The organism is Thermogutta hypogea, from assembly GCF_055386265.1.
This window is the reverse complement of sequence record NZ_AP042425.1, coordinates 2081503-2106640: the sequence shown is the minus strand read 5'-3', so window position 1 is coordinate 2106640 and position 25138 is coordinate 2081503. Positions and strand designations below refer to the sequence as shown.

Annotated in this window: 18 protein-coding genes; 12 read left to right on the top strand and 6 right to left on the bottom strand. The window is 61.5% G+C overall.

What is annotated here, in order from left to right; genetic code table 11:
- Positions 1-40 precede the first annotated feature (40 nt).
- From ACZ5B4_RS07565 to ACZ5B4_RS07540, 6 genes are all read left to right on the top strand, one after another.
- Positions 41-703 (top strand): bifunctional 4-hydroxy-2-oxoglutarate aldolase/2-dehydro-3-deoxy-phosphogluconate aldolase, encoded by a 663-nt coding sequence (locus tag ACZ5B4_RS07565; protein ID WP_464913825.1) that lies wholly within the window; start codon positions 41-43, stop codon positions 701-703.
- Positions 704-787: 84 nt separating this feature from the next.
- The gene (gene holA, locus ACZ5B4_RS07560) at positions 788-1855 is read left to right on the top strand and encodes a DNA polymerase III subunit delta (protein WP_464913824.1); all 1068 of its coding nucleotides are present in this window, start codon (positions 788-790) and stop codon (positions 1853-1855) included.
- Positions 1856-2086: 231 nt separating this feature from the next.
- Positions 2087-3595: a Gfo/Idh/MocA family protein gene (locus ACZ5B4_RS07555; protein WP_464913823.1), complete on the top strand. Its 1509-nt coding sequence runs from the start codon at positions 2087-2089 to the stop codon at positions 3593-3595.
- A 349-nt stretch (positions 3596-3944) separates the two neighbouring features.
- A complete protein-coding gene (gene yajC, locus ACZ5B4_RS07550) occupies positions 3945-4322 on the top strand; it encodes a preprotein translocase subunit YajC (protein WP_464913822.1) in 378 nt (125 codons plus the stop codon).
- A 201-nt stretch (positions 4323-4523) separates the two neighbouring features.
- Complete coding sequence (secD, locus tag ACZ5B4_RS07545; RefSeq protein WP_464913821.1) at positions 4524-8120, top strand: protein translocase subunit SecD; 3597 nt, start codon at positions 4524-4526, stop codon at positions 8118-8120.
- Positions 8121-8460: 340 nt separating this feature from the next.
- Positions 8461-9246 (top strand): LysM peptidoglycan-binding domain-containing protein, encoded by a 786-nt coding sequence (locus tag ACZ5B4_RS07540; RefSeq protein WP_464913820.1) that lies wholly within the window; start codon positions 8461-8463, stop codon positions 9244-9246.
- Between the two features lie 18 nt (positions 9247-9264).
- Here the strand turns inward: ACZ5B4_RS07540 and ACZ5B4_RS07535 are convergent, their stop codons facing one another.
- The 3 genes from ACZ5B4_RS07535 to ACZ5B4_RS07525 all read right to left on the bottom strand — a co-directional run bounded on the left by ACZ5B4_RS07535 (position 9265) and on the right by ACZ5B4_RS07525 (position 13654).
- Positions 9265-10227, bottom strand: a complete 963-nt coding sequence (locus ACZ5B4_RS07535) for an alpha/beta fold hydrolase (protein ID WP_464913819.1) — start codon at positions 10225-10227, stop codon at positions 9265-9267.
- 382 nt (positions 10228-10609) lie between these two features.
- On the bottom strand, positions 10610-11995 hold the full coding sequence (locus ACZ5B4_RS07530; RefSeq protein WP_464913818.1) for a transglutaminase-like domain-containing protein: 1386 nt from the start codon (positions 11993-11995) through the stop codon (positions 10610-10612).
- 255 nt (positions 11996-12250) lie between these two features.
- Complete coding sequence (locus ACZ5B4_RS07525; RefSeq protein WP_464913817.1) at positions 12251-13654, bottom strand: arylsulfatase; 1404 nt, start codon at positions 13652-13654, stop codon at positions 12251-12253.
- Positions 13655-14631: 977 nt separating this feature from the next.
- Between ACZ5B4_RS07525 and ACZ5B4_RS07520 the strand changes: the two genes are divergently transcribed.
- The gene (locus ACZ5B4_RS07520; protein WP_464913816.1) at positions 14632-15327 is read left to right on the top strand and encodes a hypothetical protein; all 696 of its coding nucleotides are present in this window, start codon (positions 14632-14634) and stop codon (positions 15325-15327) included.
- A 194-nt stretch (positions 15328-15521) separates the two neighbouring features.
- On the opposite strand, the gene ACZ5B4_RS07515 is transcribed toward ACZ5B4_RS07520, so the two are convergent.
- Positions 15522-17903, bottom strand: a complete 2382-nt coding sequence (locus ACZ5B4_RS07515) for a VIT domain-containing protein (protein WP_464913815.1) — start codon at positions 17901-17903, stop codon at positions 15522-15524.
- A gap of 759 nt (positions 17904-18662) precedes the next feature.
- Between ACZ5B4_RS07515 and ACZ5B4_RS07510 the strand changes: the two genes are divergently transcribed.
- Together ACZ5B4_RS07510 and ACZ5B4_RS07505 are read left to right on the top strand one after the other, a co-directional pair.
- Positions 18663-19118, top strand: a complete 456-nt coding sequence (locus ACZ5B4_RS07510; RefSeq protein WP_464913814.1) for a hypothetical protein — start codon at positions 18663-18665, stop codon at positions 19116-19118.
- Positions 19119-19507: 389 nt separating this feature from the next.
- The gene (locus ACZ5B4_RS07505; protein WP_464913813.1) at positions 19508-20011 is read left to right on the top strand and encodes a hypothetical protein; all 504 of its coding nucleotides are present in this window, start codon (positions 19508-19510) and stop codon (positions 20009-20011) included.
- A 110-nt stretch (positions 20012-20121) separates the two neighbouring features.
- Here ACZ5B4_RS07505 and ACZ5B4_RS07500 read toward each other — a convergent pair whose 3' ends face one another.
- Positions 20122-21048 (bottom strand): sensor histidine kinase, encoded by a 927-nt coding sequence (locus ACZ5B4_RS07500; RefSeq protein ID WP_464913812.1) that lies wholly within the window; start codon positions 21046-21048, stop codon positions 20122-20124.
- Between the two features lie 13 nt (positions 21049-21061).
- Here ACZ5B4_RS07500 and ACZ5B4_RS07495 point away from each other — a divergent pair, with 13 nt between their 5' ends.
- The gene (locus tag ACZ5B4_RS07495; protein WP_464913811.1) at positions 21062-21226 is read left to right on the top strand and encodes a hypothetical protein; all 165 of its coding nucleotides are present in this window, start codon (positions 21062-21064) and stop codon (positions 21224-21226) included.
- A 159-nt stretch (positions 21227-21385) separates the two neighbouring features.
- The gene (locus ACZ5B4_RS07490) at positions 21386-21601 is read left to right on the top strand and encodes a hypothetical protein (protein WP_464913810.1); all 216 of its coding nucleotides are present in this window, start codon (positions 21386-21388) and stop codon (positions 21599-21601) included.
- Positions 21602-21752: 151 nt separating this feature from the next.
- On the opposite strand, the gene nadD is transcribed toward ACZ5B4_RS07490, so the two are convergent.
- The gene (gene nadD / locus ACZ5B4_RS07485) at positions 21753-22355 is read right to left on the bottom strand and encodes a nicotinate-nucleotide adenylyltransferase (protein ID WP_464913809.1); all 603 of its coding nucleotides are present in this window, start codon (positions 22353-22355) and stop codon (positions 21753-21755) included.
- Positions 22356-22738: 383 nt separating this feature from the next.
- Between nadD and priA the strand changes: the two genes are divergently transcribed.
- Positions 22739-25030 carry a replication restart helicase PriA gene (gene priA, locus ACZ5B4_RS07480; protein ID WP_464913808.1) on the top strand — a complete coding sequence of 764 codons (2292 nt, stop codon included), beginning with the start codon at positions 22739-22741 and terminating at the stop codon, positions 25028-25030.
- Positions 25031-25138: the final 108 nt, after the last annotated feature.

Sequence of the window (25138 nt, the reverse complement as noted above, 5' to 3'; positions counted from 1 at the left end):
CGGAGAATCGTCCGAAACGCGATTTCGAGGTAACGTTCCCATGCCTAAAGAGCAGACGCTTCATCGTATCTTGGACTGCGGCGTCGTGGCGGTGATCCGAGCATCCAGCGGAGAGGTCCTGGCGGATGTGGCGTCGGCGCTGGAAGAAGGCGGCGTTCCTTGCCTGGAAGTCACGTTTACGGTGCCTGCCGCTCATCGCGTGCTGGAGGATTTGACATGCCGCCTCGGCAGTCGAGTCGTCGTGGGAGCCGGCACGGTGCTCGACCCGGAAACGGCGAGAGTCGCGATCTTGTCCGGGGCCGAGTTTGTGGTCTCGCCGACCGTCCACCTCGGCGTGATCGAGCTGTGCCGTCGCTACGACAAGGCCGTGATGCCGGGCGCTCTCACGCCGACGGAAGTCTTGAGCGCTTGGCAGGCCGGAGCGGATATCGTCAAAATATTTCCATCCGAAATCACGGGTCCGGCTTACCTCAAGGCTCTGCGCGGCCCGCTCCCTCAAGTCCGCGTCATGCCGACCGGCGGCGTCAATCTGCTCACGGCCGCGGATTTTCTCAAAGCCGGCGCCTGCGCCTTGGGCGTGGGCGGGGCCTTGGTCGATGCTAAGGCGATCCAGGATCGCGACTTCGCCCGCATCACGGCCCTGGCACGGCAGTACGTGGAGATCGTCCGTCGTACCCGGGAAGAAATGAGCGGCGGAAAGTGACCGTCCTTGCGCCGTGCGGCGCGGTAGGACGCTAGGCAGGGCATGGTGGCGTGGAACGATGCAACGACATTCGCAACGCTATTCATGAGCAAACCCCTTGTCGCGTTCGACTTTCTGCTTCAGCAACAGGTGCCGCGGGCGCAGCTCTACGTCCTGTTCGGCGACGATGAGTACCTCAAACGACTGTGCTTGGAGAAAGTCCGCCGCGCCGTGCTCGGCGTAGGAGACGCCGATCTGAGCTACCGCGCGTTGGAGGGCGGTCAGACATCGTTCGCCGAAGTGGAGATGGAGCTGAGCACGTTGAGTATGTTCGCCGACGGCCCCCGCATGGTCGTCGTGACGGAGGCCGATTGGTTCGTCAGCCAGTGGCGCACCCAGTTGGAACGACTGGTGGAATCGCCGCCCGCGTCGGGCATTCTCGTCCTAATCTTGGATCAATTTCCCGCCAACACGCGTTTGTTTGCTGCGGCTTCCAAGTCCGGCATTCTGATGGACTGCGGCGTCGCGAAGAAAAAGCCGGGCGAAATCGCCGCTTGGCTTGTGGAATGGGCGACTGCCGTCTACGGAGTGCGGCTTCAAAAGGCCGCCGCCGAGGTTCTGGTGGAATTGGTAGGGGGGAACCCGGGCGCTCTGGACCAAGAGTTGCAAAAGCTGTCCCAAACGGGAACGGCGAAAACCATCACGCCCCAAATGGTGACCCGTGCGACGGGGACCTGGCGGACCAAGGCTGTCTGGGACATTCTCAACGCAGCCATGGACGGCCGTGTCGCCGACGCCTTGCAGGAACTGAACCTGCTTTTTCAGGCCGGCGAAACGCCGTTGGGAGTGTTGGGGATGGTCTCGGTCACGCTGCGGCGTTACGCAATGGCCGCTTATCAAGTGGCCCATCCCTCTCCGGAGCGACCGCGACCTGCACTCCATCAGGCCTTGAAGGAAGCCGGGGTGCCGCCGTTTGCTTTGAAAAATGAAGAGGCGCGATTGCGAAGACTCGGCCGCAAGAGGGCCGAAAGGCTCCTCGATTGGCTGTGCGAGCTTGACTTGGCGATGAAGGGCGGGTCGGCGGCGGAGCCCAGAGTACTCTTGGATCGCTTCATTTGCCTGCTAGGGCAAGCGGAATTGGCGGACTTTCGCGGCCGATTCTTGCCTCTTTGAAGACGCTCGGGGTTGAAGCTTCGCTCGCCGGTTGACTCTCCCGTCGAAGCGGCCCCGGGCGCAGCCGGCACGACGCTCCGATTTCGGAAGCGGACGCGGCCGATCCCGCGCCGTCGTTTCGTGCCTCCTCTTTCGTGGTTATAATCGGGGGGAGTTTGGCGCGATGAGGGAGTTCCCGTCAGAGCTTTTTGCTTTTCCCAGCAAATCGGTACGGCTATTGGAGGACGAAAAATGCAGCGCGTCAGTCGCCGTCGTTTTGTGGGCATGTCGATGGGGGCTTTTGCGGCCGCAGTGGCGGTGCCTCGCATTGCCCGAACGCAAAACCCCAACGATAAGGTGGGCATGGCCATCATCGGCATCCGCGGGCGGGGAGGTGAGCACATCAGCGGCTTTGCCGACGATCCGCGGGTCCAAATCCTCTATTTGGTCGATGCCGATCGCAAGGTGGGCGAAGCTCGGTTGGAAGGGCTCGCCAAACAGAAGGGGTATCGTCCGAAGCTCGTTCTGGACATGCGCGAGGCATTCGCCGATCCGGCGGTGGATGCCATCAGCACGGCCACGCCGAATCATTGGCACGCTTTGTGCGGCGTGTGGGCGATGCAGGCGGGGAAGCACGCGTATATCGAAAAGCCCATCAGTCACGATATCGCGGAAGGCTCGGCCCTCGTAGCGGCGGCGAAGAAGTACCAGCGCGTTTGCCAAGTCGGTACTCAGTGCCGATCCAATCCGGCCATCATCGAAGCCGTGGAATTTCTCCGGCAAGGCGGCATCGGCGAGGTCAAGTTCGCTCGCGGCCTGTGCTACAAGCGACGCAAGTCCATCGGTCCAAAAGGGGATTATCCGATTCCCGACGAGGTCGATTTCAACCTCTGGAGCGGCCCGGCGGTCTACACGAATCCTCGTTGTACGCGACCTCAGTTCCACTATGACTGGCATTGGCAACGACTTTACGGCAACGGCGACCTGGGCAACCAGGGACCGCATCAAACGGATATCGCCCGCTGGGGCTTGGGGATCACCTCGCACCCCGTCTCCGTAATCAGTTATGGCGGGCGGTTGGGTTATCAGGCCGAGCGCAAGGACGATGCCTACGTCGACGCGGGAGACACCGCCAATACCGAGGTCTCCATCTACGATTACGGCGACAAGTGCATCGTTTTCGAGACGCGAGGCCTCTCCGTCGAGAATTGTGCCGACGAAGAGATCAATACCCTGTTCCAAACTACCGGCGAAGGCCGAATCGGCGTCATCTTTTATGGGAGCGAAGGGTATCTTGTCCAGCAAACATATACGCGCTGCGTGGTCTTCGACAAGAACCTGAAGCCCATCAAGCAGTTCGGCGGAAGCGGCAATCACTATCGGAATTTCATCGACGCCGTTTTGGCGGAAGATTCCGGCAAACTGAACGCCCAGGCCGTGGAGGGGCATCTTTCCGCTGCACTCAGCCATTTGGGAAATATTTCTTACTACCTCGGCGAACAAAACAAGGTTTCGGTCGCGGAGGCCAAGAACATCCTGGCCGGCGTGAAGAGCTTGGACGATAACTTGGCCACGCTGGACCGCACGCTGCGTCACTTGAGCGACAACGGAGTCGATTTGGAGAAATACCGCATCTCTATCGGCCCCCACTTAAAGTTCGATCCCGAAAAGGAATTGTTCCCCGAGTCCCCCGATGCAAATGCTTTGCTGCGTCGTGAGTACCGGGAAGGGTTCGAGTGCCCGACGGCGGATAAGGTCTGACGCCGTGGGACGCGGGGGCTGATCCCGCCGATCCTGGGCCGATCCCGGCTTCGTGTGACGTTCCGACCCCGGCCTGCGGGAGACTTTCTCCCCTTGTTGGCCGGTGGCGGAAGATTTATGATACTGAGCTGAAGTTTTCCGAAGGGGCCGCCCATCGCGTGGGTGATTCCTTATCGGAGGAGGCTCCTTGTACACCGGCGGTGGGGTGTCCCGAAGGCTCCCAGAGTCCGCTTCACGAATCTTGAGTGATAGTCCCGGAGTGGCTGCTTCTTGGAGGTGCCGGTCCGCAAGTGGGAACAGTGCGTGATTCGTTCGTTTTTCTCGCCCACAGGCATTTCAAGAGAGCTGGATGATGTGTAATCTTGGCCCGTTCATGATCTTTGCCGAGGCGGCTAATGCGCCCGGGGGCGAGGGTGCCGGAGCTTGGTTGACCCTGTTAAGTCTCTGGTTGCCGCTGATCGTCATCTTCTACTTCATCCTCATACGTCCGCAGCGCCGCGAGAGACAGCGCCGCGAGGCCATGCTCGCCGGCATCAAGAAAGACGACCGAGTTCTTACCATCGGCGGGATCTACGGCGTGGTGACGAATGTGAATCGCGACGGCCAAGAGGCGTCGGTGACGCTTCGCGTGGACGAATCCAACAACGTCAAGATTCGCGTGGCGCTTTCGGCAATTGCCCGCGTCTTCAATGCCGAGCAGGCGACGGAGTCGCCGTCTAAGGGCTGACCGGGCTGCGCGTTTGCGACCCCGGGCCTCGGCTTCGGCCGGAGAGATCGCAAGGTCGGAAATCGGCTGTAGGTTGCATTCAAGAACGGTTGAGGGGATAGGGGAATCGTCCCGATTTTGAAACTCCAGGATTGCCGACGGGGCCGGCGTCGGTTTCCGTGAGAGCGGCACCGAGGATTGAACCTGTTAGAGAATCCACACATGCGGCAAGCACGTTTGAGTTCGGGTATCAAGCTTTGGGTCCTCGCGGCGTTATTCGTTTTTCTGCCGGGTATGAGGACGCCCTGGCAGGGCGTGAGCTTCGCCGAGGACGCTACGCCTGCGGCTACTCAGGCCGACACGACGCCTGCTCCGGATTCCTCGGAGGCGAGCGCGACGACGTTGGAAATGCCGTCCGAAGGGCCTGACGCAGGGTCGAGCCGGGAGGACGGTGCACAGCCGCCGGAGTTGTCGCCGCCCACGGCGGAGCAAACGCCCGCCCCGGCCGAGGCGGGCGAGTCCGCGGCACCGGCACCGCCGGCAGAAGACGTCGCTTCGCCGCCGTCGCCGGCCGGTGACACGAGTCCGGCCGCTTCTCCCGCCGCCCAGCCGGCCCCGGCGATGCCCGAGACGACGGCCGAGGCCCCGGCCGGGGAACAGCAGGCCCCGGGATTTGTGGGGCGGCTGCTGAACACACTCGTCTTTTTCGGCACCTTGGCGCTGGTCTTAGTGGTCCCGATCGTATTGGGGTACTTCGTGGCCAAGCAAATGCGGCTGCCGGATTACGGAGGCAAGCTCGCCATATTCTTTTTCACTCTGGCGGTGGCGGTGTTCGTGCTGTTGACCCGCTGGCCCCCCAAGCTCGGCATCGACCTTAGCGGCGGTGTGACGTTGGTATACGAGGTGGAAGGCTCGGTGCGGCAAGCCGGCGGACCTCAGGCACGATCCGACGCCGAGCTGCCGGAGGTGAATATGGACCAGCTCATTGCCGCGTTGAATAAACGCGTCAATCCGGCGGGTGTGAAAGAGGTCACCATCCGGCGATTCGGCCCGCGACAGATCGAGATCATCGTGCCGGAGGTCGACGAAGACGAGGTGAATCGGCTGGAACGCGTGATCAGCAGCGTGGGGACTCTCGAGTTCCGAATTCTGGCCAATTCTCGGGATCATCGTCGTATCATCGAACGGGCTCAAGCGTTGGGGCCTGATGAATTGGAGCTGTACGACGATCAAGGCAATCTCTTGGCGTGGTGGGTTCCCATCGCGAAAGGGCAGGAACAAAACATCGGGGCGTTCGGGGAGGTGGCCGTTCGGCAGGGGCAATACCGCGGCGAACCGTGGCTCCAGGTCCTGGTGGTGAAGGACCCTCACGACGTGACGGGCGCCGACCTGCTGCGGGTCCGAGAGAGCGTGGATGAAGGCGGGCGGCCCTGCGTCTCCTTCGTCCTTCGAGTGGGTAGCGCGCAGCAACGCTTTGCCACGCTGACCAGCGAGAACCGTCCGGATCCCAATACGGGTTTCGAACGCCGTTTGGGCATCATCCTGGACGGCTATCTCTATTCCGCTCCCACCATCCGCTCGACGATTTCGGCCCAAGGGCAGATTACCGGCAATTTCACGCAGGAGGAGGTGCGTTCCCTGTTGCAAGTGTTGGAGGCGGGCAGTCTCCCCGCCATGCTGAGCCCGCAGCCCATCAGCCGTTTGATTACGGGGCCGCAGTTGGGTCGGGACACGATCCGGCAGAGCGTGACCTCGATGATCATCGCGGGCATACTGGTGTTTGCCTTCATGATTGCGTACTACCGCTTCGCCGGGCTCATCGCCTGCGCGGCGGTGGTCCTCAACCTGGTCATGCTGGTGGCCGTCATGATCATGGTGAAGGCCGCCTTTACTCTGCCCGGCTTGGCCGGCTTGACGTTGACCGTCGGTATGGCCGTGGACGCCAACGTCTTGATCTATGAACGCATCCGGGAAGAATTGAGCCGCCAAGCCACATTGCGGATGGCGATTCGCAACGGTTTCGAACGCGCGATGAGCGCGATCGTGGACTCCAACCTAACGACCATGCTCACCGCTGCGGTCCTGTATGCCGTGGGCACCGACCAAGTGCGGGGCTTTGCGGTGACCCTCTTTTTGGGTTTGGTGTTGAACCTGTATACGGCCGTCTTCTTGGCCCGGATGGCGTTCGAAATCTTCGAGAGAAAGCGCTGGATCAAGAAGTTATCCATGATGCAGGTCATCTCCGCGACCAAGTACGATTTCATGAGCATGGCTCGTTATGCGATCGTCGGGTCCGTGGCCGTCATTGCCGTGGGTTTGGGTGCCTTGTTGATGCGAGGGCAGGGGGTCTTGGATATCGATTTCACGGGCGGCGTGGCCGTGGAATTGCTCTTCAAGGAGCCGAAGGATATCGGTGAAGTTCGGTACCGTTTGAGGGATTTGCGGGATTTGGCCGTGAGCGATGTACGCCTGGAAGGCGAGGAACCGCACCGGCGCTTCGTGATCAACACCGCCGCCGAGCCGGGAGTCGAGGCTCAAGAGTACTTGAACCAGGTCAAGAAGAGGATCAGTGAAATCTTCGGGGATGAGTTGGTGCATTATTCCCTGGAGTTGCAGCCGCTCACGGGAACCGGGGCTGCGCTTCGATCGACGCGCGGCCAAGGTTTGGCCGGTCCGGGCGCGCTGGCCCTTTCGCCGTGGATCTTCGGGCAGACGGAAACCGAAGCGGGCTCCAACGCCGCGCCCGTCGCGCCCGTAGCCGACGGCAGCGGCAACAACCCGGGCTCGGAACCGCCGGCGGGCGGCGCGGACGCCAAGACCGAATCGTCCACTCCGGTCTCAACCGGGCCGGCAACGACGGACGGCGGAGCCGGCGGTGCCGCGACCTCCGGCCCCGTGCAACGTTCCGAGACCGGTTCGCAGGCGGTTACTCGGCCGGCGGCTCCATCCGCGCGTTCCTGGCCGACTCGAGTAAAACTCATCTTCGATCATAAGATCGACTACGATACGGTCACCGACTTGGTCGCTCGACAGATGGCGAAACTTCCCGATCCGGCCAAGAACGCGGATTACGAGATATTCAATCGTGAATACCGTCGTGGTGATACGGCGGGTTATAACGAATGGGAGGTTCGAATCGACTTGCCGCCCGAGACGGGCATGCAGGTGATCGAGCAAGTGCGTGCCGAATTCGAAGCCATCCCCTATTTTCCGTCCTCCAACACCATCGGAGGAAAGGTAGCGGGGAGCACCCGGGTGCGGGCCGGTTATGCCTTATTGCTCAGCGTCATCGGCATCATCGTCTATCTTTGGGTGCGGTTTTCGCGGTTCAGTTACGGTTTGGCCGCGGCCGTGGCCCTGCTGCACGACGTTTTGGTCACGGTGGGCTTGATCGCCCTGAGCGCCTATCTGACGGGATTTTTGCAGTTCCTCCTCATCCAGGAGTTCAAGATCGGCTTATCCGTCTTGGCGGCGTTGCTGACTATTGTGGGCTATTCCGTCAACGATACGATCGTGGTGTTCGACCGTATTCGTGAAGTCAAAGGAAAGAATCCTAACCTGACCGTCTCGATGCTCAACGATAGTATCAATCAGACTTTGAGTCGCACATTGATCACGGCTTTGACAACCCTCTTCGTCATTGTCGTGTTGTACATCGGCGGCGGCGCCGGGATTCATGGTTTCGCCTTTACGCTTCTCGTGGGCGTCACCGTCGGTACTTATAGCTCAATCTTCATTGCGTCGCCGATACTCATGTGGTTGACGGCGGTTCCTGAATCGCAAGCCGTCAAGGCAAAGACACCCCAATACGTTTCCTAAATTGGAGAACGAAAAGAGTGACGCGACGGGGACCTCGGATCTCGTAAGCCGCTCCCTCGCCTCGCGCACGCATCCTGCTGATTTGGTTGTGGCTGATTTCCCGGGGGCAGGCCGCTTGGTGAAGCGGTAGCGGTCGGACCGGATAAAATGCCGCCCCGTACCGAGCTGCATTAAGCAGGCGACCGGATCCGATCTTAGGTATAAAGGCCGGCGTCATGAGCCGGCCTTATCCTTAATCCGACCGTAGGACGCCGGAAGGAACGACTCGGCGTTTTGGAGCTTCACGGATGGTTTGCCGATAGACGCTTGTCGTCAACGACAACCGTTCGAGGATCTCCCTGTGGATCGCGGCCTATGGGTATTCCTGATTGTCGCCGTCATGTCTTGGGTGACGGTCTGGGCCGTCCTCATGCATCCGCGGGGTATGCGGGAGGAACCCAATTCCAGCGCGGGGGCTGAGCCGTCCTCGGAACGGCCTCCTGCCGGCCTTCTGCCGGCCGGCCAATCCGCGTCCCGTCCCGAGGAAGAGATCTTGACCACGCGAGGGATGGTTCCGGCGACTGATAACTTGCGGCGGGAAATTCAGGCGATTGGTACGCATCTCTCGGAGGAAAAGGCGGTCCCAAGAATCGTTTCTGCCTTTCCGAGTCGGGCGAATCGCTTTTTCACAGGCCAATTGCCAATCGCAGCGATGGAGCGAAAGCAGACGGCGAGCGTGGTAGAGAGGGCTGAAGGAGCAATAGGAGCCGGATCGTTCGGCGCCGTAACGACGAGGGCGAATCCCGCGGTTATTCAGAACGGCGCGGGGATTCCGTCGCTCGCTGAAACTGCGGCGGTTCACCGGGTCGAGGACGGTGATACGCTGCCCGCCCTTGCGGCTCGGTATCTCGGGGACGCCTCACTTTGGCCGATCCTTTACGAAATCAACCGCGACCGCATCCCGTCCCCGGACCTGCTACCCTTGGGGTCGACGCTGATCGTGGATCCCGCTCGTGCCGCGAGCGTCACACAGGCAAAGTCGCGATCGGAACCCGACTCGACCGCAATGGGAACCGAGTTGCCTCCGCTGGAACCGGTCGAAATCGGCAGGTTCACCAATGCTGCCGGTGCTGAGACGGGGCCCTAGGTTGCCATTCAGGACAGGTTACTTCCGGCCGCTGCGCTCCTGCCACGGAACCGGCAACTTGGCGGCACGATCATCCAGAAAGCTCAGGATCGAATCGAAAACGGGTTGCTCGAAGCGGGCCACCAACTCACGGCCTTGCAAAGAGGTGGCAAACTTCACGAAAAAGAGGTCCTGGCCTTCCACGGTTTGTCCGGGATCGGGCACACGGTGATAGCGGGCGAGCAGGTTGTAGATACGTTGCGCGTCGCCCGCCTCGCGGGAGGATTCCTGGCCGACGATGATGTAGACCGAAATCTGCTGCCGCACTCCCGGATGATTCAGGGCCGCCTGCACCGACAATCCGGGAACGGACCAACGCGGCGAGATCAAAACCAGAGCCTTGACGTCTTGGCCCTGCTTCAGCCCCGGGTAGATCGGCCAACTCCAATCCAACCGCGCCCAATCCAAGGCCACGGTGGCCCCCGTGTCGATGCCGATGATACTCAGCTTCTCGATGTTGAGTTCGCCGGCGTTGTGTTTTTGCTTGAGAAAAGCCTTACAGGTCTCCAAGTCGAATTGGACCATTCGGGCGACCTCGGCAGGGGGCATGCGATCGACCGTAATCGTCGCCGTAGTCCCGCCCGCCATCCGCTGGGTGCTGTCACCGTGACCTCGCAAGTCCGGCGCCAGCACCGCATGTCCCGCCGCTTGCAGGACGGGGGCCAAGCGGGCAAAGTCGCGCCGGCTCCCTTTCCAACCGTGTAGCAGAATGACCGGTACGGCCTCTTTACCAAGGGTTGAGGGAAAAAAGGTGGCACGAATTTGCACGCCGTCTTTCGTCAAGAGGTCGCTTCCGCTGACCTCGATCGGCGCCGGCAAGCGCGGGCGCGTGGCACCCGGCGCGGGAGTTGCCTGAGCGGCTGCCGGCGGGGCTGCCGGCGGGGCGGGCGGTTGCTGTCCCGCTGCTATTTCCCATGCCGTCAGGCCGATGAGACTGCCCAAGGTGAGAACTCCCACAATTGTCGGTCTCGGCCGACGCCATGCCGTGCCCCCGCCTCGTGTACGCCGACGTTCTTGCCGCATGATCCGACTCCGTACAGAGAACACCCTGCAATCGTCCGCCCATCCGCCCCGGAATGATGCTGCCGCTCGCCCCTATTCAGCATGGCTTGAACCGTCCCAGGACGGCCGTTGCACCGGCCGCCGTCTCTTACGAATCGTAACTTGGCGCATGCCCCCCGTCAACGAACAGAAAACGTGGAGACCGCGCGCGAACGAACAAATTGCCGAGAGGCCGCGCGGTCCGCGGGGGCCGGCCCGGCGGCGAGCTTGCGAGCGGTGCCGTACCTTTCCAAGGCAATCCCCGATCTCATGCGAAACCGAGCTATTGGACTCGGACGACATCGATTTTGATGCGTCCGATCACTTGCATCAGGGGGAGGAAATCGGCAAATGCGGCGGGAGAGGTGAGATTGCTCCGCGCCAGCGCGATGTGGCCGACACCGACTCCGCCGGTTCCAAGCGTGGCGTCCAGCGGGATCCAGCAGCCGTCCAGCCATACTTCCGTCCACATGTGATAGTAGAACGCTCCTTCGTGATACAGAAGTCCCATGGCGACTCGGGCCGGAAAGCCGCGGGCCCTCGCCAAGGCCGCCAAGAGTACGGCGTGCTCCGTGCAGTCGCCTTCAAGGTTGCGTGCCGCATCGAGTGCCGTTGCGAAGGCGTTGCGGTAATTGCGGTTGACCATGACGCGATGGACGTAGGCCTCCAGGGCCGTCGCTTCCGCCAGGGGGGAATCAGGGTGGGCCTCTGCGATTGCGGTCTCGGCCATGCCCCGGATTTCCGGTGCGTCGGATTGAATGTAGGCATTCGGATTGCGGTCGTCGTCGCCGGCGTTTTCGCCGCAGGCCGCCGTTTTGATTTCTCCCGTCTTCAGACGCCGAGCCTGGACTTCGAGCTCCACGGTGCGATCGTCCAACAAACGAGCTGACTGACGGGAATCCGCGAACGAGGTAAGCTCAATCCCGTTCGTGGGGAAACGCAGGCGATAGACCGCTTTTCGGGCGGAGGCAAGGTTTTCAGGCGGTGCTTCGACCGGAATACGAATGTCATCCACGAGGTCCGGCATGGCCGCCGGATCGGCCGACGCCGTCTTCTTGTCGGTCAACTCGGAAACCAGATTGAGGGCCTCAAGGCGCTGCCGCCGAATCAGGCCCGTGTCGTCCGTCCAAAGAACGGAGTTGAGAGGCGCGGCGTCGCCGATCCGGGTGGCGACGCGAATTCTCAGCAAGCGAGAAGCATCGTCGCGGACGGGCACGGCTTCCCAATCCTCGGCCGCCAGCCGGGCCACGCCGACCTCGTTCATACCGGGCAGGAACAGATTCAGCGTTCGGCTTTCGCCGGGCTGCATGGGGCGCTGCCACAAGTCGGCTTGAAGGCCGAGAAAACCGCCGCACTGGGGCGGAATCGCCACCGCCGTCTCGACACGACGGCCCGCCGTCTCGATTTCCAAGAGCAATTGATTGTTTTCACGCCGGCCCCGTTGGCGAGTCTGGAGCGGGCCCTGAATCATTTCCAGTTCGAAGTCGCGCAGTTCCCCCAACGGCGTCTCCGTACTGCGGTATTTCATGACGATTTCGATCGTGGTACCCGAGCGGTTCACGGTGAGCCGATTCTCGCCGTGGATCTCCCACACCGTTCCTTCCGGCATGCGAACCGCACGAATGGTCTGATGTTCGTAACCTACATGCCGGCCGAAGACCGATTGCATGTACCACAATTCGGCCCGCAGCGGAGCCTCGGAGGTCGGGCGTACAGCGCTGGGCCGGTCCCGTGCATCCGGAGGGGGATTTGCGGGGCGACAGCCGATGGCCGGCCATAAGACCGCTAACAGGCCGGCGAAGGCCGCGGTTCGAAGGGCCGGGACCGCAGCAACGAGCCGCATTGTGCCGTCGCCGCACGACCGTGAGGAGAAAAACCGATCGGGGTAAGCCTGCAATTTCGGTATCAAGAGATTCCCGGCTCCCTAACGTGCGGCCGCCGCAGGCCGGGGTGGACGCCGTTTCTCCTGGAAATCCCAGTACGGATGATCGCGGTGTTCCGTGCGCAGGATTTCCTCCAAACGCGCGACGACGTCGGGGTGAACGGCGGAAACGTCCGTGGTTTCCCCGGGGTCGGCATCCAAATCGAACAGCATGAGCGACCCTTCCGGTTTCTGGTAGCAATTCAGCCGGATTCCTTTCCAACGGCCCATCCGTACGGCTTGCTGGCCGCCGTAGCCGTAGAATTCGTACAAAATGAACTCGTGTTGTTTCGGCTGCTCTCCGTCGAGCAATGCGGGAAGAAAGCTGATCCCGTCGCAGTCCGAAGGTGTCGGCTGTTGCGTCGCCTCCATCACGGTTGGCAGCACGTCGTAAAAGATGGCGATGTGTCGGCTGACGCTGCCTGCCGGAACGCGACCCGGCCAACGGGCGATGAAGGGCACCCGTACGCCGCCCTCAAAGACGCTGCCCTTGAAACCACGCCAGGGGCTATTGCTGGCAAAAAACCGGGTATCCGCGCCGCCCACGTCCTCCGGCGGGCCATTGTCCGAGGAGAACATGATGAGCGTGTCGTCCGCCAATCCCAATTCCTCCAAGGTCTCCACGATTCGGCCGACCTGGCGATCCAAGTGGCTGATCATGGCGGCCAAGCAGGCCCGCGGGGTGCGGTGGGGCAGGTAGCCCTTTTCTCCCAGGTACGGCGTCTCGGGGAAGCGGCCGAGGTATTCGGCCAAGGAACTCTCCGGTACTTGCAGCGCGAGATGAGGAATCGGCGACGCGAAGTAGAGGAAGAAGGGGCGATCCTGGTTGTCGCGGATGAAGCGGACGGCTTCGTCCAGCATGAAGTCCGGAGCATAATCCCGGCCGGTATATCCTGCGAAGGCTTGTGGATCCTGGGGATCGGCATCGGCAGGGAACTTTTGGTGAGCCGCGAAGGGCGGATTTCCGAGGGCCAATCGTTCGCCGTTGCGATAGAGGTAGGTGGGGTAGTAATTGTGGGCGTGGCGTTGGCAATTGTAGCCGAAAAAGAGATCGAAACCCTGGCGATTGGGGTCGCCGCTGCTGCCCGGCGGGCCGAGTCCCCACTTGCCGATGGCCGCCGTCCGATAACCCGCCGCCTGGAGTAGTTCGCCCAGCGTGGTCTCTTCCGCGGGGAGGGGCAACTGGCCCTCGGGCTGTACTTCGGAATTGTCGCGAATGGCGGCATGCCCGAGGTGCTTGCCGGTCAAAAGCACGCAGCGCGACGGTGCGCAAACGGGCGCGCCGCAATAGAATTGGGTAAACCGCATCCCCTCGGCCGCGAGGCGATCGATGTTCGGTGTGTGGATCTTCTCTTGGCCGTAGCAACCCAAGTCGCCGTAGCCAAGATCGTCCGCGAGGATGAACACGATGTTCGGCGCTCTTTGCTCCGCATTCCGAGCCGCACTCCAATGAGCGTTCTCGGCACCTCCGTCGTTTGCGGCAATCCGGGTTTGACGCCTCGACTCGGGGGCGGACTCGGGGGACGCCGCGTCGATCGCCCTCGGCGCTAGCGCCCATGCACCAAAAAGGATGGCCGCGACCAGCGTCCCAGCCTTGGCGAACGCGGCACCCGCGACGGCGGTGACGCGCACGGTCGGCAAACCTCGGCGGCCCCCAGAAGATTTGCGCTCCGCGGGGATCGGCTTGCCTTGCTTGCACGGCGACCCCGGCCGAGGCGGAAGCGACGGATGGGCGGGTGAGTACATGGCTCAGGCTCCGATGGGCTCGGCTACGGCTTCCGCAGTTGCACACTGGATTTGTTGTAGCAGCTTGCCGTACGCACTTCAATGTCGTGGCGAGGGCATCGCTTCCTCGTGGCCGCAACGGACGCTCGCGGCGCGGAACAGACCGTCGTCTCGCGTGCGGTTACGCAGTGGAAATAGTCTGCGTGGATGGCAGACTCGCCGGAATAAGAACATCGCTTCTTCCAGGATGGGATCGGCGGCAAGGTTTTTGTCCTTCGATTGCTCACCGTCTCGAATCCGGTGCTAGAGTAACACTAAGGAACGTGTACGAACCACGGCGGTCGCGGTGTTGACTGAGCGAGTGTTCAGGACGTTTCCGTGACACCGCCGCGGAGTGCGGTGGCGCAAGCCTCCGGTTCTGACGGTTTTTCCGAAAGTCCGGAGCCTCCGGCGAACAAAGCAAAAAACGCGGCGCTTTCCAAAACCGTGACGTACCTTTGTTTAGGAGTGAAGGCGAACCCGCATCGGACGAACGATCGGCCCGTGGCGGGTGGGACATTGCCGGTGCGGTCGACCCGGGACAACAGCGCTCAGGGAGCGGCGTGGGAACAGGCATTCCAGGGCTGAAACATAGCAGGCAGCAGGACTCGAGAGCACCGATGGGCTTCCTGAAGAAATTCATCCGAAACGTCATGCGGGAGGGGGACGCGGCAACGGCCGCGGGCAGCTTCGAGAACCTCAGCGAAGAGGAACTGGAAGCCCACTTGCGGATCGCCCGGTACGGCAGCTTCGTGCTGACCGATGCCGTTCGCCCTTCCTACGATCTTCAGGTCGTGCCGTGCCAAGGGTTCCGGCACGACGTTTACCGGGACGAAGAAAGCCGGACCTCCATCCCGGTCCTCATGGCCGCCGTTTCCAAGGAGCAACTGTTCGAGGTCTTTCTCGAAATGCTCGATCCCATGGGCACCGAGGTCGATGTCGTGTTGGAGACGAGTCACCATCGCGATCGACCCGGCCATAACGACCTCTATCGCGAGCATATCGACTTGCCCGTGCTGAAGAGCACGCTCTGGGAGTTCGAGGATTTGCTATTGAATGACGGATGTACCGGGATCGCCGTCCTCAATCCCGACGTGCCGGTCGAGGTCCAGTTCGACGAGCACAAACTGCTGATCGCCTACGGCTCCGATTTGCGTCCGTTCGAGCGGATTCTCAAGGCTCGCGGCATTCCTTGCGATGAACAGATACGATTCATCACGGAGGCCGAGCACGTCCACTCCTCTACCGATCAGTATGCTCGCAGGTTCGAAGAGCTGAAGACCTGCTTGGGAATGGACGGCGGGTATTGCGACTGAATGGGCCGCGGTGTCACCCGCGACCGCCTCCCGGCAATCACTAGGCGACTTGCAATCCAGCGCAAACGTCTTAAGACATCCGGCCGAGAAAGAACGGGCGGGCGGGATATGCCTCAGCCGCCGCGCCCGGTTTCTCTATTCGGATCTTCTCTATTCGGATCACGCGAGTTCCGCTTGATGCTTCGGCCGAGCCTCTACGGTTCGATCAGAACCGCCTCTTGTTCGACGTTCAGCAGAACCGGCTCGTCGAAGACGAGGTATTGGCTGATCTGTCGTCCGAAACGCCGAGCCAACTCGAAGTATTCCTCGCTGAACTGCTTGATCCGTCGCGGCGATTGCTGCTGCTGTTCCGTGAGAGTGGAATCAATCCACCGGCCCTGCCGACGGTAAAACGTTCGGCTCCCGATTTGCCGCATGGTTTGTCCGGCGGCGGCTTGAGCCATCTCGCGGGCGGCGGGGGAAGAGGGGCCGGAGGCTTGAGCCGGCGGGAGTCCCAGCCCTCCGCCGAAGCCGCCCAACCCTCCCATAGCGCCGGCCCCAGCGGGAACCGAGGCTTCCGGCAAGGCGAAAGCATAGGAACCCGCGGCCGCATCGAAACGGTCCATTTGCTGAAGGGCATTCTTCGCCCTCCGTTGCGCAAAACCGGCGGCACCCTCCGTCGTTTCCAGGTCACGAAGTCGTTCCGCCGCGCGGCGCGTATTGGCGGCCGAGTCGTGGAGCGGGACGTTCTCGTCCGCGAAAAACGAAGTGTAAGGCGTGACGATGCCGTGTTTGAGCGCAAGTTGAGTGAGTTCCGCGATCAATTCGTCGTTCCGCCCGCGAAGGTCGATTTCGTCCAGCAGGTCGCCGACTCTGCGAATCGCCCAAACGCGTTCCACGAAGGCGGTCGATTCGTCGCCAGATCGGGCCGTGAATTCGACGGGAAAAGCGAATCGCCGGTCTTCATCGCCGATCCGGCCGCGGAGCACGACCTTGGCCGTGCCGGAACGCCGGTAGCGCCCGGTCAACGCCAACTGCTCGCCGGCCGAGATGTCGAACGGCGGCTGGGGATTGAGTCGATAGACGGGCGGAGGGCCGCCGTCTCCGTCGAATTCCCATTCCAGCTCCACGTCCGTGAGAACCGGGGCCTCGATCCGCCGGTACAGCCGGGCCACATGATCCTCGATGGACTCGTCCGGCCGGACGTATGCCGTATAGCCCCGCCCGACCCGAGCCACGCGGTCCAGCAGACGGCTGTTAACGTCGTAGCCGACGCCGAAGGTGTAGATGCGGGCACGGACCTGATTCGCCTTGCTCATGTTCTCCACGATTTGCATCTCATTCGTAACGCCGGTCGTAGGGAGGCCGTCGGTCAGAAAGAGAAGGTAGTTGGGGCGGTCGGCATCTTGTAGCTGCGACAGGGCCGTGCGGAGGGCCGCATCGATGTTGGTGCTCCCCCCCGCGATCAATCCTTCCGCGAGAGCCAACGCCTCTCTCCGCGTCGTATCGTTGTAGCGCTGGAGTTCGGGGCGGAACAGCTCGACTTCGCTGTCGTACGCCACGATGTTGAACAGGTCGCCTTCGCGGAGGTTCTGGATCACGAACTTCAGGGCTTCGCGAAGCTGTTCGATCTTCTTGCCGCTCATGCTGCCGGAGCGATCGGCCACGAAGACGACCGTCTTCGGGATGGGCTTGGTTTGTTCCGGAATGGCGGGAGATACCAGAAGGAGGAAGAAACCGTCTTCTTCGTCGGGAGATTTGTAGCTCAAGAGCGTGGCCGCCAAGGGGTCGCTCGATACGTCGTACATCAGGCGAAAGTCGGTCAATGGCACGATATCCCGGGCCGAGTATTCCACGGTGACGGATTTTCCGTCGAGGCGTTTTACCCGGGCGTCATGGTTGGGGCAGTAGACGTTCTTGATATCGTGTTCGGCACGCAGGTTGAGCCTGATGGAGAGTTCACGCAGCGGCTTGGACGTGTATTTCGCGGCGCTCAGCGGGAAGATGAAGTCCACCATGGATTCCTGTTTCCGGCACAGTTGCGTGTAGTGGATCGACACGGTCCTCTTTTGGCCGGGCGGAATGGGAAAGACGTTCGTCTTGAACATGCCCGTCCCGATCCACTCTAATAGGGCCGGATCTCGGTTACGCCGCACGATTTGCTCGTATTCCCGCCGAGCCTCGTCCGCCTTCAGCAAGCGCGCGGGGATTTCCTTTCCGTCCACCATGAAGGTCATGCGATCCACGGCGCCGTCATACGGCAAAGGAAACACGAAGGAGGCTTCCAGCAGGCGGCTTCCGGTATTCAAAAAGGTTTGGGAAACCTCCACTTGGGCCACCTGACGGTCGATCCTTCCCTGTACCGAAATGGAGTCCACGCTGTAGCTGACGGCCGGGGGCGGAGGAGGGGGTGGAACCGGCGGTCGCGGCGGCGGGGGATAGGGAGGCCAAATGATAATCGGCCTCGGCAGCCGAGCGCCTTCGTCCGATACGATGAGGAACCCTTGTCCCGATGCCGTGGACGCAGCGGCGAGCGCCGCGGCCGTGAACAGCGGCAACGCCCATCGGACGGTTCTCCATGTTCGTCTCCGCATCATTGTGCTACCTCCTTGAAAGGACGTTCGCGAAAGAAGGTTGACGCTGCCGAAAAATGATTGGATCGTGGCTCGTCCCACGAAACTCGTACGGCGCATTTTTCCCAAGGTACGGCGCATTTTTCCCACCCTTAGGGCGGGTCTGTCGCCTTTGTTGTAGCGCCCGCAAGCTCGCCTGGTGAAGAGCGCGTTGCTGCGTGCGGAGCTCCCGGCCTCCGGGATGGCAAAAGCGTTGAAACACGGGGCCGAGATGGGTGCGGACGACGGGGCGGGGCAGGAGTACGGCCGAATCATGAAATGCAGCGGCGCCCGGGTCGCCCGTCCTCGGTAGTTTAGACGACACAACAGCAAGCCGAGTTCCCCGGCGCAGGCACGGGTGAGACGCGAGAGAAACTTTGGGGTGTGCGATTGGCCCCCCTTCGCCGATTGCTCAGCGACTCCTCCGGAGATTGAGACGTGACTCAAAAAGGCCGCTTGACGATTGACCTTCGGCCTGGGCTTCGTATGCTTGTTGTGGGGGAAGACATAGCGCCCGGGGCGTCTGAAACGCTGCGGGCGGCTTCTCCCGCAAAGTCTGGGAGACCTCCAGGGCGTGGTCGGAATCGGTTTTCGATAGCTGGAAGATGTTTGGGGAATCGAAGCAGTTGATCGACTATCGGGAAAGGAGGTGGCGGAAGCGACTGGCGTTGAATTACGATCAGAAACGGCTCGTTGATGGTACCCAGTGGATCCATACTTCTCGCGTTTGCAAAGGAGAAGCCGATGGAGACGGCCAAACAAGTTTCCGTACGGTTGATCAATAAGCCGGGGCGACTGGCCCAACTCCTGGATGCCATGGCGAAGGCCAAGGTCGGCTACCGGGCGTTGGTGGTTATGGACTCGGGGGATCGCGGCACGGTGCGTTTCGTCCCCAAAGATGCCGATAAGGCCGCGGCCGTGTTGGCGAAGTTGAATCTACCGCACGAGTTGGCCGATGTCCTGCTGGTGGACGTGCCCAAGCAGCCGGGCGGCTTTCGCAAGATTTGCGAGCGATTGGCCGAGCAGCGGCTGAACATCGATTACGCTTATCATTCTTTCGGCACGGAGATCGGTGCCAAAGGGGGCGGCGTCGCGGTGATTAAGGTGAACGATCTCGGCAAGGCCCAGCGGGCGCTGTCGGCGAACGATACGGCCGGCAAGCAGAAAACATCCGTTCGTCGCCCGGTTTACGCCCGATGATCGTTGCGCCGGAAAGGGGAGGCTCTCCCGACATGACGGCTGATTGCGGGCGTCGAACGCCCGCCGGGTTGTTCGTGTCGATGCGAACGGCCTGATTCTCTTACCCTCCGTGTTTGGAATTGCCCTTGCTTCGGGCGGGCGATTGGGGGAAACTCCGCGCCGAAAAATCAGGGCGGATCGGGGATTTCCGGTCCAAGCGAATCAGGAGCGTGTCAAGCCGATAGCAGGACTGGGCGATCAGCGTGGCGGCGAGGGTGCTTTGTGCAATCTTAGCGGTGTGCGCAATTTGCGCGGGATGTGCTCGCCCGTGGCTGGTTGATGCGACGCCTCAGATTCTTACTCCATATTATCCGAACCCAGTCTTCGTGCAGGCCAGGGATCCCCTTATCTTGTGGGAGAACCTGGTCGATGTGGTGGATAATTACTTCGAGGTCGCCTCGGAGTCGCCGGTTCGCGATTTCGGCGGAGTGGTGACGGAGGGGAGGCTGGAGACCCGACCGAAGATCGCGGCCACATGGTTGGAACCTTGGCATCGGGATTCCGCAGATCGATATTCGCGTCTGGAGGCGACTTTCCAGACCGTACGCCGACGGGCTGAGATACGGGTGTCGCCGCGCGACGGCGGATATTGGATCTCGGTACAAGTCTTCAAAGAACTGGAGGACTTGGCGATGCCCTCGGGGGCCACGGCATCCACGGCCACTTTCCGCAATGACGGTTCCTTGAATCGGGTGGAAAGTCCGATCGGCGATATGCAAGCTCATGCCGGTTGGATTCCGTTGGGCCGAGATACCGCCTTGGAACAGCGCATCGTCGAAGAGATCGGCGGGCGATTCGGCGTGGTCGTTCCGTCTCCGAATCCAAGCCCCATCCCGTCACAGAGCGGTCAATAGCCGTCTGCGGGCGATTCGCTTCTCTTTTTCCGCACGATGTTTGGGCGGATTTGGGGCGGATCGGAACGGCTGTCTGGATTCTGCCCGGCAAAAGTGCGATCGGGAGGGGATCACGTTCCACCGCAGTGTGAACGCGGCGTTTCGGGGGAGACGATCGAGCGGCTGAACGGAGCGGCCGGCGTGGCGCGTCCGCCGGCTCGACACTTGGGCATCTCGCCGGCCGATTCGGGGGCGGATTCGGTTACAGCGTTGTCATGGGGAGGGGTCGGCAAGGGTTGCTTGGCAACGGGCAGGCGAATGGTAAAGCATGTACCCTTGCCCAAGGCACTTTCCACGCGTATGCGGCCGTGATGGGCCTCGATGATGTCGCGGCACGCCGAAAGGCCGAGACCGCTGCCACCCTTCCCGCTGGCGTCAGGGCCTTTCTTGGTCGTGAAATAGGGATCGAAAATGCGCGGGAGTACCTCCGGTGGAATTCCCGTCCCGTAATCGCGAACCTGCAAATCCACGGTTTGAGATTCGGGATCGTGCCTGAGGCGGATCGTCAGCCGGCCCCCTCGCGGCATGGCCTGTCGGGCGTTGACCAAGAGGTTGAGCAACACCTGCTGAATCTGGTTGCCGTTGGCCATCACGGGCGGGACGGACTCGGTCTGCACTTCCACCCGCACGTGATACTTGTTCATCTCCCGCTCCAATAGCAGCAGGGTATCCATGAGCAACGTACGAAGGTCGGTAGGCTCCATCTCGCCGGAGCGATTCCTGGCTAATCCCAGAATCGTTTGCGTAATCTTGCTGCCGCGGTTGGCCGCGCTGATGATGGTCTCCAAGGCCTTTTCTCGTGTCGTGTCGTCCTTGTGCCGCAGTCCGTGGCGTGCCCAATTCAAGATCGTGGTGAGGACGTTGTTGAATTCGTGCGTGGTGGTCGATACCAATTCCCCTAGTGCCGTCATTCTTTCCGCGCGTTGAAGCCGCTCGTTCAAAATGCGGACCTGTTCTTCGAGACTCACTTCAGGCGTAGCGGGAGCTGTGTCTGCCACGGAGGATTCCTCGATGCTGGTCACAGATATTGGCGAAGGGCGCTGCTGCGCTCGAAGTCGAACATCAAGCGAAGCGGACGAAATCTTGCAAGTTTTATTCAGATTTGCCAAAGCCTTGGTATTGTCAATCTTGCTGGAAAAGAAAACTTTGAATGCCTTCTCCAATTTGATCGGGTGAAGGTGCATTCTTCGCATGCACATGGTTCGGGTCTGACAATCGTATCGACGATTTTGCCTTCTGCTCTCAACCCGCGAATGCTACAATCAGCAAGATTTGTCCGCATGCCGCAAATCCCAACGGCGAACGGATTGGGCAAGATGGAGCAGGAGCTTAAGGATGGGTGCTGTGGATGCTGTGCGGGATCTGATCGATATGGCGAGAAGAATGGGTTACGAAATCAGAGAGGAATGGCTTGGCGGAGCCGGTTGCTCTGTTTGCGAGCTGCGGGGAAAAGCCGTCGTGTTCATCGATTCGGCATGCTCGGCTCAGGAGCAGTGGGAACAGTTACGGGCGGTCTTGCCCGGGCGAGAGGATCCCGCGCCGTCGCCCTGAACCGCAGCTCCGCTATGCCGGGACGATTGGCAATACCTTCGGCCTGCCGGTTCGCGTTTCCGGATGTCCTCTGCCTTGCCGCCGTCCCGAACAACGTCGCGTGAGCGTGACCGGACGGTGTGCGGCTTATTTGCTAATTGCCTGCGGAGGCTCACCGATACAGCGGGTGCATGGCGATGTACGCCTCGACCGCACGGGGGACGCGGTAACGAATGCTCTTTCCCGCCGCTACCCGCGCGCGAATCTCCGACGACGAAATGCCGATCGCGGGCATTTCCACTCGCAAGAAATGCCGCCCCGGTTGATCTTTGGGGAGAAGGGGCAGCAAACCATCGGGTTGAGGTTCGGGGACTCCCGGGCGGCAGACGGCAACCGGCGTGGCCAGACGGCAGATTTCTTCGGGGTCTCGCCAGTGGGGGAGGTCGTGCCACATATCAGCACCCATGATCAGGAAAAGTTCCGCCTCGGGCCAGGATTCGTGGAACCACCGCACGGTGTCTACGGTGTAACTCACTTCTTCGCGGTCGATTTCGTAACGGCACGCTGCGAAGGCCTCTTCGCCGAAGATCGCAAGCTCCAGCATGGCGAGGCGATCCACCGCCGGGGTCACTACGTTGTCGCGTTTGTGCGGCGGCTTACCGGCGGGAACGAAATAAACCTTATCGAGAGGGATTTGCTCGCGGCAGCTTTCGGCCAGCAGCAAGTGGCCGAAATGGATCGGATCGAACGTTCCGCCGTAGATGCCGATGCGCATGGTGTTTCGTCACAAACTGCAAGGGATGCCCCACCGCCGATCACAAAGCCCAACATCCTTGCCGAGGGAAGGGAGCCCGGCCGCATCAGCCCTATCCTCGCGGCCGCGCCCGGCGAAATTTTCGACCAATTCGGGCAAGGCACGAAAATCCTGCTGATCTTCACCTGGCACAATCGGGCTTGGACGCCCAGAATGAGAGGGAAACGTCGGCGTTCCAAACCGCCCGCAAAGCTATTGTATCGTGTCGCAAAGATGGGGAAATGCCCCTGCCTTTAGACAGTCCGTGCGGAAAAACTAACGGCGAGAGTGTGAGGAGAGGCGGTGGCGGCGTCCAGCCCACAGGCGGACCGGCTTGGCTTGACCGACTCCACCGCGATGACCGAATGAAGGAAAAACAGAGAACGCTCTTCGATAACTCTCCGCTCGAAACGCCCTGGGAAGACCAAGAAGAGCTCCCTGTGGCGGTGGTCGTATTTGGGCAAGGGACACCCGGCACCTTCCATTATCGGGTGCCGGAGGAGATGGTCCACGACGTTTGTCCCGGGAAGCGGCTGGAAGTCCCCTTCGGTCGGGGGAACCGGCCACGGATCGGTTACTGCGTGGAGGTGCTATGGCAAGGCGTTCCCGGGGATCGCTTGAAGAGCGTGCACCGCGTTTTGGACGAGCGGGCGTTGCTGTCGCCCACGATGCTGAGATTGACTGCGTGGATTGCGGATCGTTACCTCTGCGAGTGGGGGCAAGTCTTGGATGCCGTCGTGCCTGCGGGGGTGCGGCGGCAAGCCGGCTCGCGCTGGCGCATTTTTCTCCGCGCGGCGGTTACGGAGGCTGATCTCGAAACACTCGACCTCACCGCCAAGCAGCGGAAGGTTATGGAGATTCTGACCAAGGAAGATCGGGCTTGGGACCCGAAGGATTTGGCGGCGGTTTCGGGGTGCAAGGAAGGCGTGCTGCAAAACCTAGTCCGTCGCGGTTGGATTCGCAAGGAGTCGGTTCGCGTTCGGGAACGAAAACCAGGGCGTGAGGTCTTTGCCCGGCAACCGCCGTTGGCGCTGACCGAGGAACAACGTACTGCCCGAGATGCCGTCCTGGAGGTGCTGCGTTCCGGAAAACACGGTACGGTGTTGATCCAAGGCGTTACCGGCAGCGGCAAGACGGAGGTCTACATCCAAGCCATCGAGGAAGTGGTTTCTTACGGCAGGCAGGCTGTGGTGCTGGTGCCGGAAATCAGCCTCACCCCGCAAACGCTATACCGCTTTCGGTCGCGTTTCGATCGTGTGGCCGTGTTGCACAGCCACTTGACCGACGTGGAGCGGGCGCAGCAATGGGAGTGGATCGCTTCAGGCAACGTGCAAGTGATCGTCGGCGCACGCAGCGCCGTCTTCGCGCCGACCCCGCATTTGGGGCTGATCGTTCTCGACGAGGAGCACGAGACCTCTTTCAAGCAAGAAGAAACGCCGCGCTATCATGCGCGGGACGTCGCCCTGCAGCGCGCCGTGCTCGAAAACGTGCCGTTAGTTCTGGGATCGGCAACGCCCTCATTGGAAAGTTGGTACGGAGCACAGTCGGGCCACTATCGGCTAGTCAAGCTCTCGCGCCGGATCGAGGATCGCCCCCTGCCGGCGGTACGCACGATCGACCTGCGCCGACCGCAGGGCAAACGGGGAGACAAGGGGGCGATTACGCGGCGATTGGATGCCGCCGTGCGCCAAGCGTTGGCGGAAGGGGGGCAAGTGATCCTTCTTTTGAATCGCCGCGGCTTTGCGACGCACATCCAGTGTGCCCACTGCGGACACGTGGTGCGATGTCCGAATTGTGATATCGCCCTCACCCATCACCGCTCGGAGGCGACGGCGATGTGTCACTATTGCGACTACCGCGTGCCGGCGCCGACTTGCTGCCCGGAATGCCGATTCGAGGGTATTCGCTTTAGCGGGCTGGGGACGGAGCGGCTGGAGGCGGAGATTCGTGCTCGATATCCGGGCGTGGCGTGCCTGCGAATGGACGCCGATACGATGCGTAGTCGAGGGTCGCACGAACGAGCCTTGGAGGCGTTTCGTCGCGGCGATATTCGTATCCTATTGGGAACGCAGATGATCGCCAAAGGGCTGGATTTTCCCAACGTCACACTGGTAGGGGTGATCAACGCCGACACGGCGCTTCACTTTCCCGATTTCCGCGCCGCGGAACGGACCTTCCAATTGGTTACGCAAGTGGCGGGGCGGACGGGACGGGGGGATCAAGGCGGTGAAGTCTGGGTGCAGACGTTCGATCCGGAGAATCCGGCCATCTTGGCGGCGGTGCGGCACGATTACGACCGGTTCGCCGCCTGGGAGCTGCCCAATCGGCAGGCGCTGCATTATCCGCCCTTCGCGCAAGTCATCAGGTTCATCGTTCACGCCGCTCGGCAGGAGCCGGCGCGCGCGGCGGCCGAAACGCTCGCGGAACGGATTCGCCAAGCCTGGGCGCACGCGGCAAGCGGGGAGGGGTTGTTTCGGCTGCTCGGCCCGGCACCCGCACCGCTGGCCAAGCTGCGGGGAAAGTTTCGCTATCACTTTCAGATTCAAACGTCGGAGGGCGAACGCCTTCGGGAAGTCATCCGATCGGTTTTGAATGATATCAAGCTTCCGGAGGAAATTGGATGCACCGTCGATGTCGACCCGATTGATATGCTCTAATCGCTTGTCGGTTTGATATGCTCTAGTTGCATGTCGGTCGCTTCGACGGCAGGACGGTAGCCGCCCGCCGAGAGTTCAAGCCAGGGTTGGGAACGGCTTTTCGCCATG

Excerpts from the sequence above, each read along its gene's own strand:
- priA (WP_464913808.1), top strand. The coding sequence starts at position 22,739 with ATGAAGGAAAAACAGAGAACGCTCTTCGATAACTCTCCGCTCGAAACG.
- ACZ5B4_RS07520 (WP_464913816.1), top strand. The coding sequence starts at position 14,632 with ATGGGCTTCCTGAAGAAATTCATCCGAAACGTCATGCGGGAGGGGGAC.
- ACZ5B4_RS07555 (WP_464913823.1), top strand. The coding sequence starts at position 2,087 with ATGCAGCGCGTCAGTCGCCGTCGTTTTGTGGGCATGTCGATGGGGGCT.
- ACZ5B4_RS07530 (WP_464913818.1), bottom strand. The coding sequence starts at position 11,995 with ATGCAATCGGTCTTCGGCCGGCATGTAGGTTACGAACATCAGACCATT.
- yajC (WP_464913822.1), top strand. The coding sequence starts at position 3,945 with ATGATGTGTAATCTTGGCCCGTTCATGATCTTTGCCGAGGCGGCTAAT.
- ACZ5B4_RS07490 (WP_464913810.1), top strand. The coding sequence starts at position 21,386 with ATGGGTGCTGTGGATGCTGTGCGGGATCTGATCGATATGGCGAGAAGA.
- ACZ5B4_RS07510 (WP_464913814.1), top strand. The coding sequence starts at position 18,663 with ATGGAGACGGCCAAACAAGTTTCCGTACGGTTGATCAATAAGCCGGGG.
- ACZ5B4_RS07515 (WP_464913815.1), bottom strand. The coding sequence starts at position 17,903 with ATGATGCGGAGACGAACATGGAGAACCGTCCGATGGGCGTTGCCGCTG.
- ACZ5B4_RS07565 (WP_464913825.1), top strand. The coding sequence starts at position 41 with ATGCCTAAAGAGCAGACGCTTCATCGTATCTTGGACTGCGGCGTCGTG.
- nadD (WP_464913809.1), bottom strand. The coding sequence starts at position 22,355 with ATGCGCATCGGCATCTACGGCGGAACGTTCGATCCGATCCATTTCGGC.
- ACZ5B4_RS07495 (WP_464913811.1), top strand. The coding sequence starts at position 21,062 with ATGCTGGTCACAGATATTGGCGAAGGGCGCTGCTGCGCTCGAAGTCGA.
- holA (WP_464913824.1), top strand. The coding sequence starts at position 788 with ATGAGCAAACCCCTTGTCGCGTTCGACTTTCTGCTTCAGCAACAGGTG.
- secD (WP_464913821.1), top strand. The coding sequence starts at position 4,524 with ATGCGGCAAGCACGTTTGAGTTCGGGTATCAAGCTTTGGGTCCTCGCG.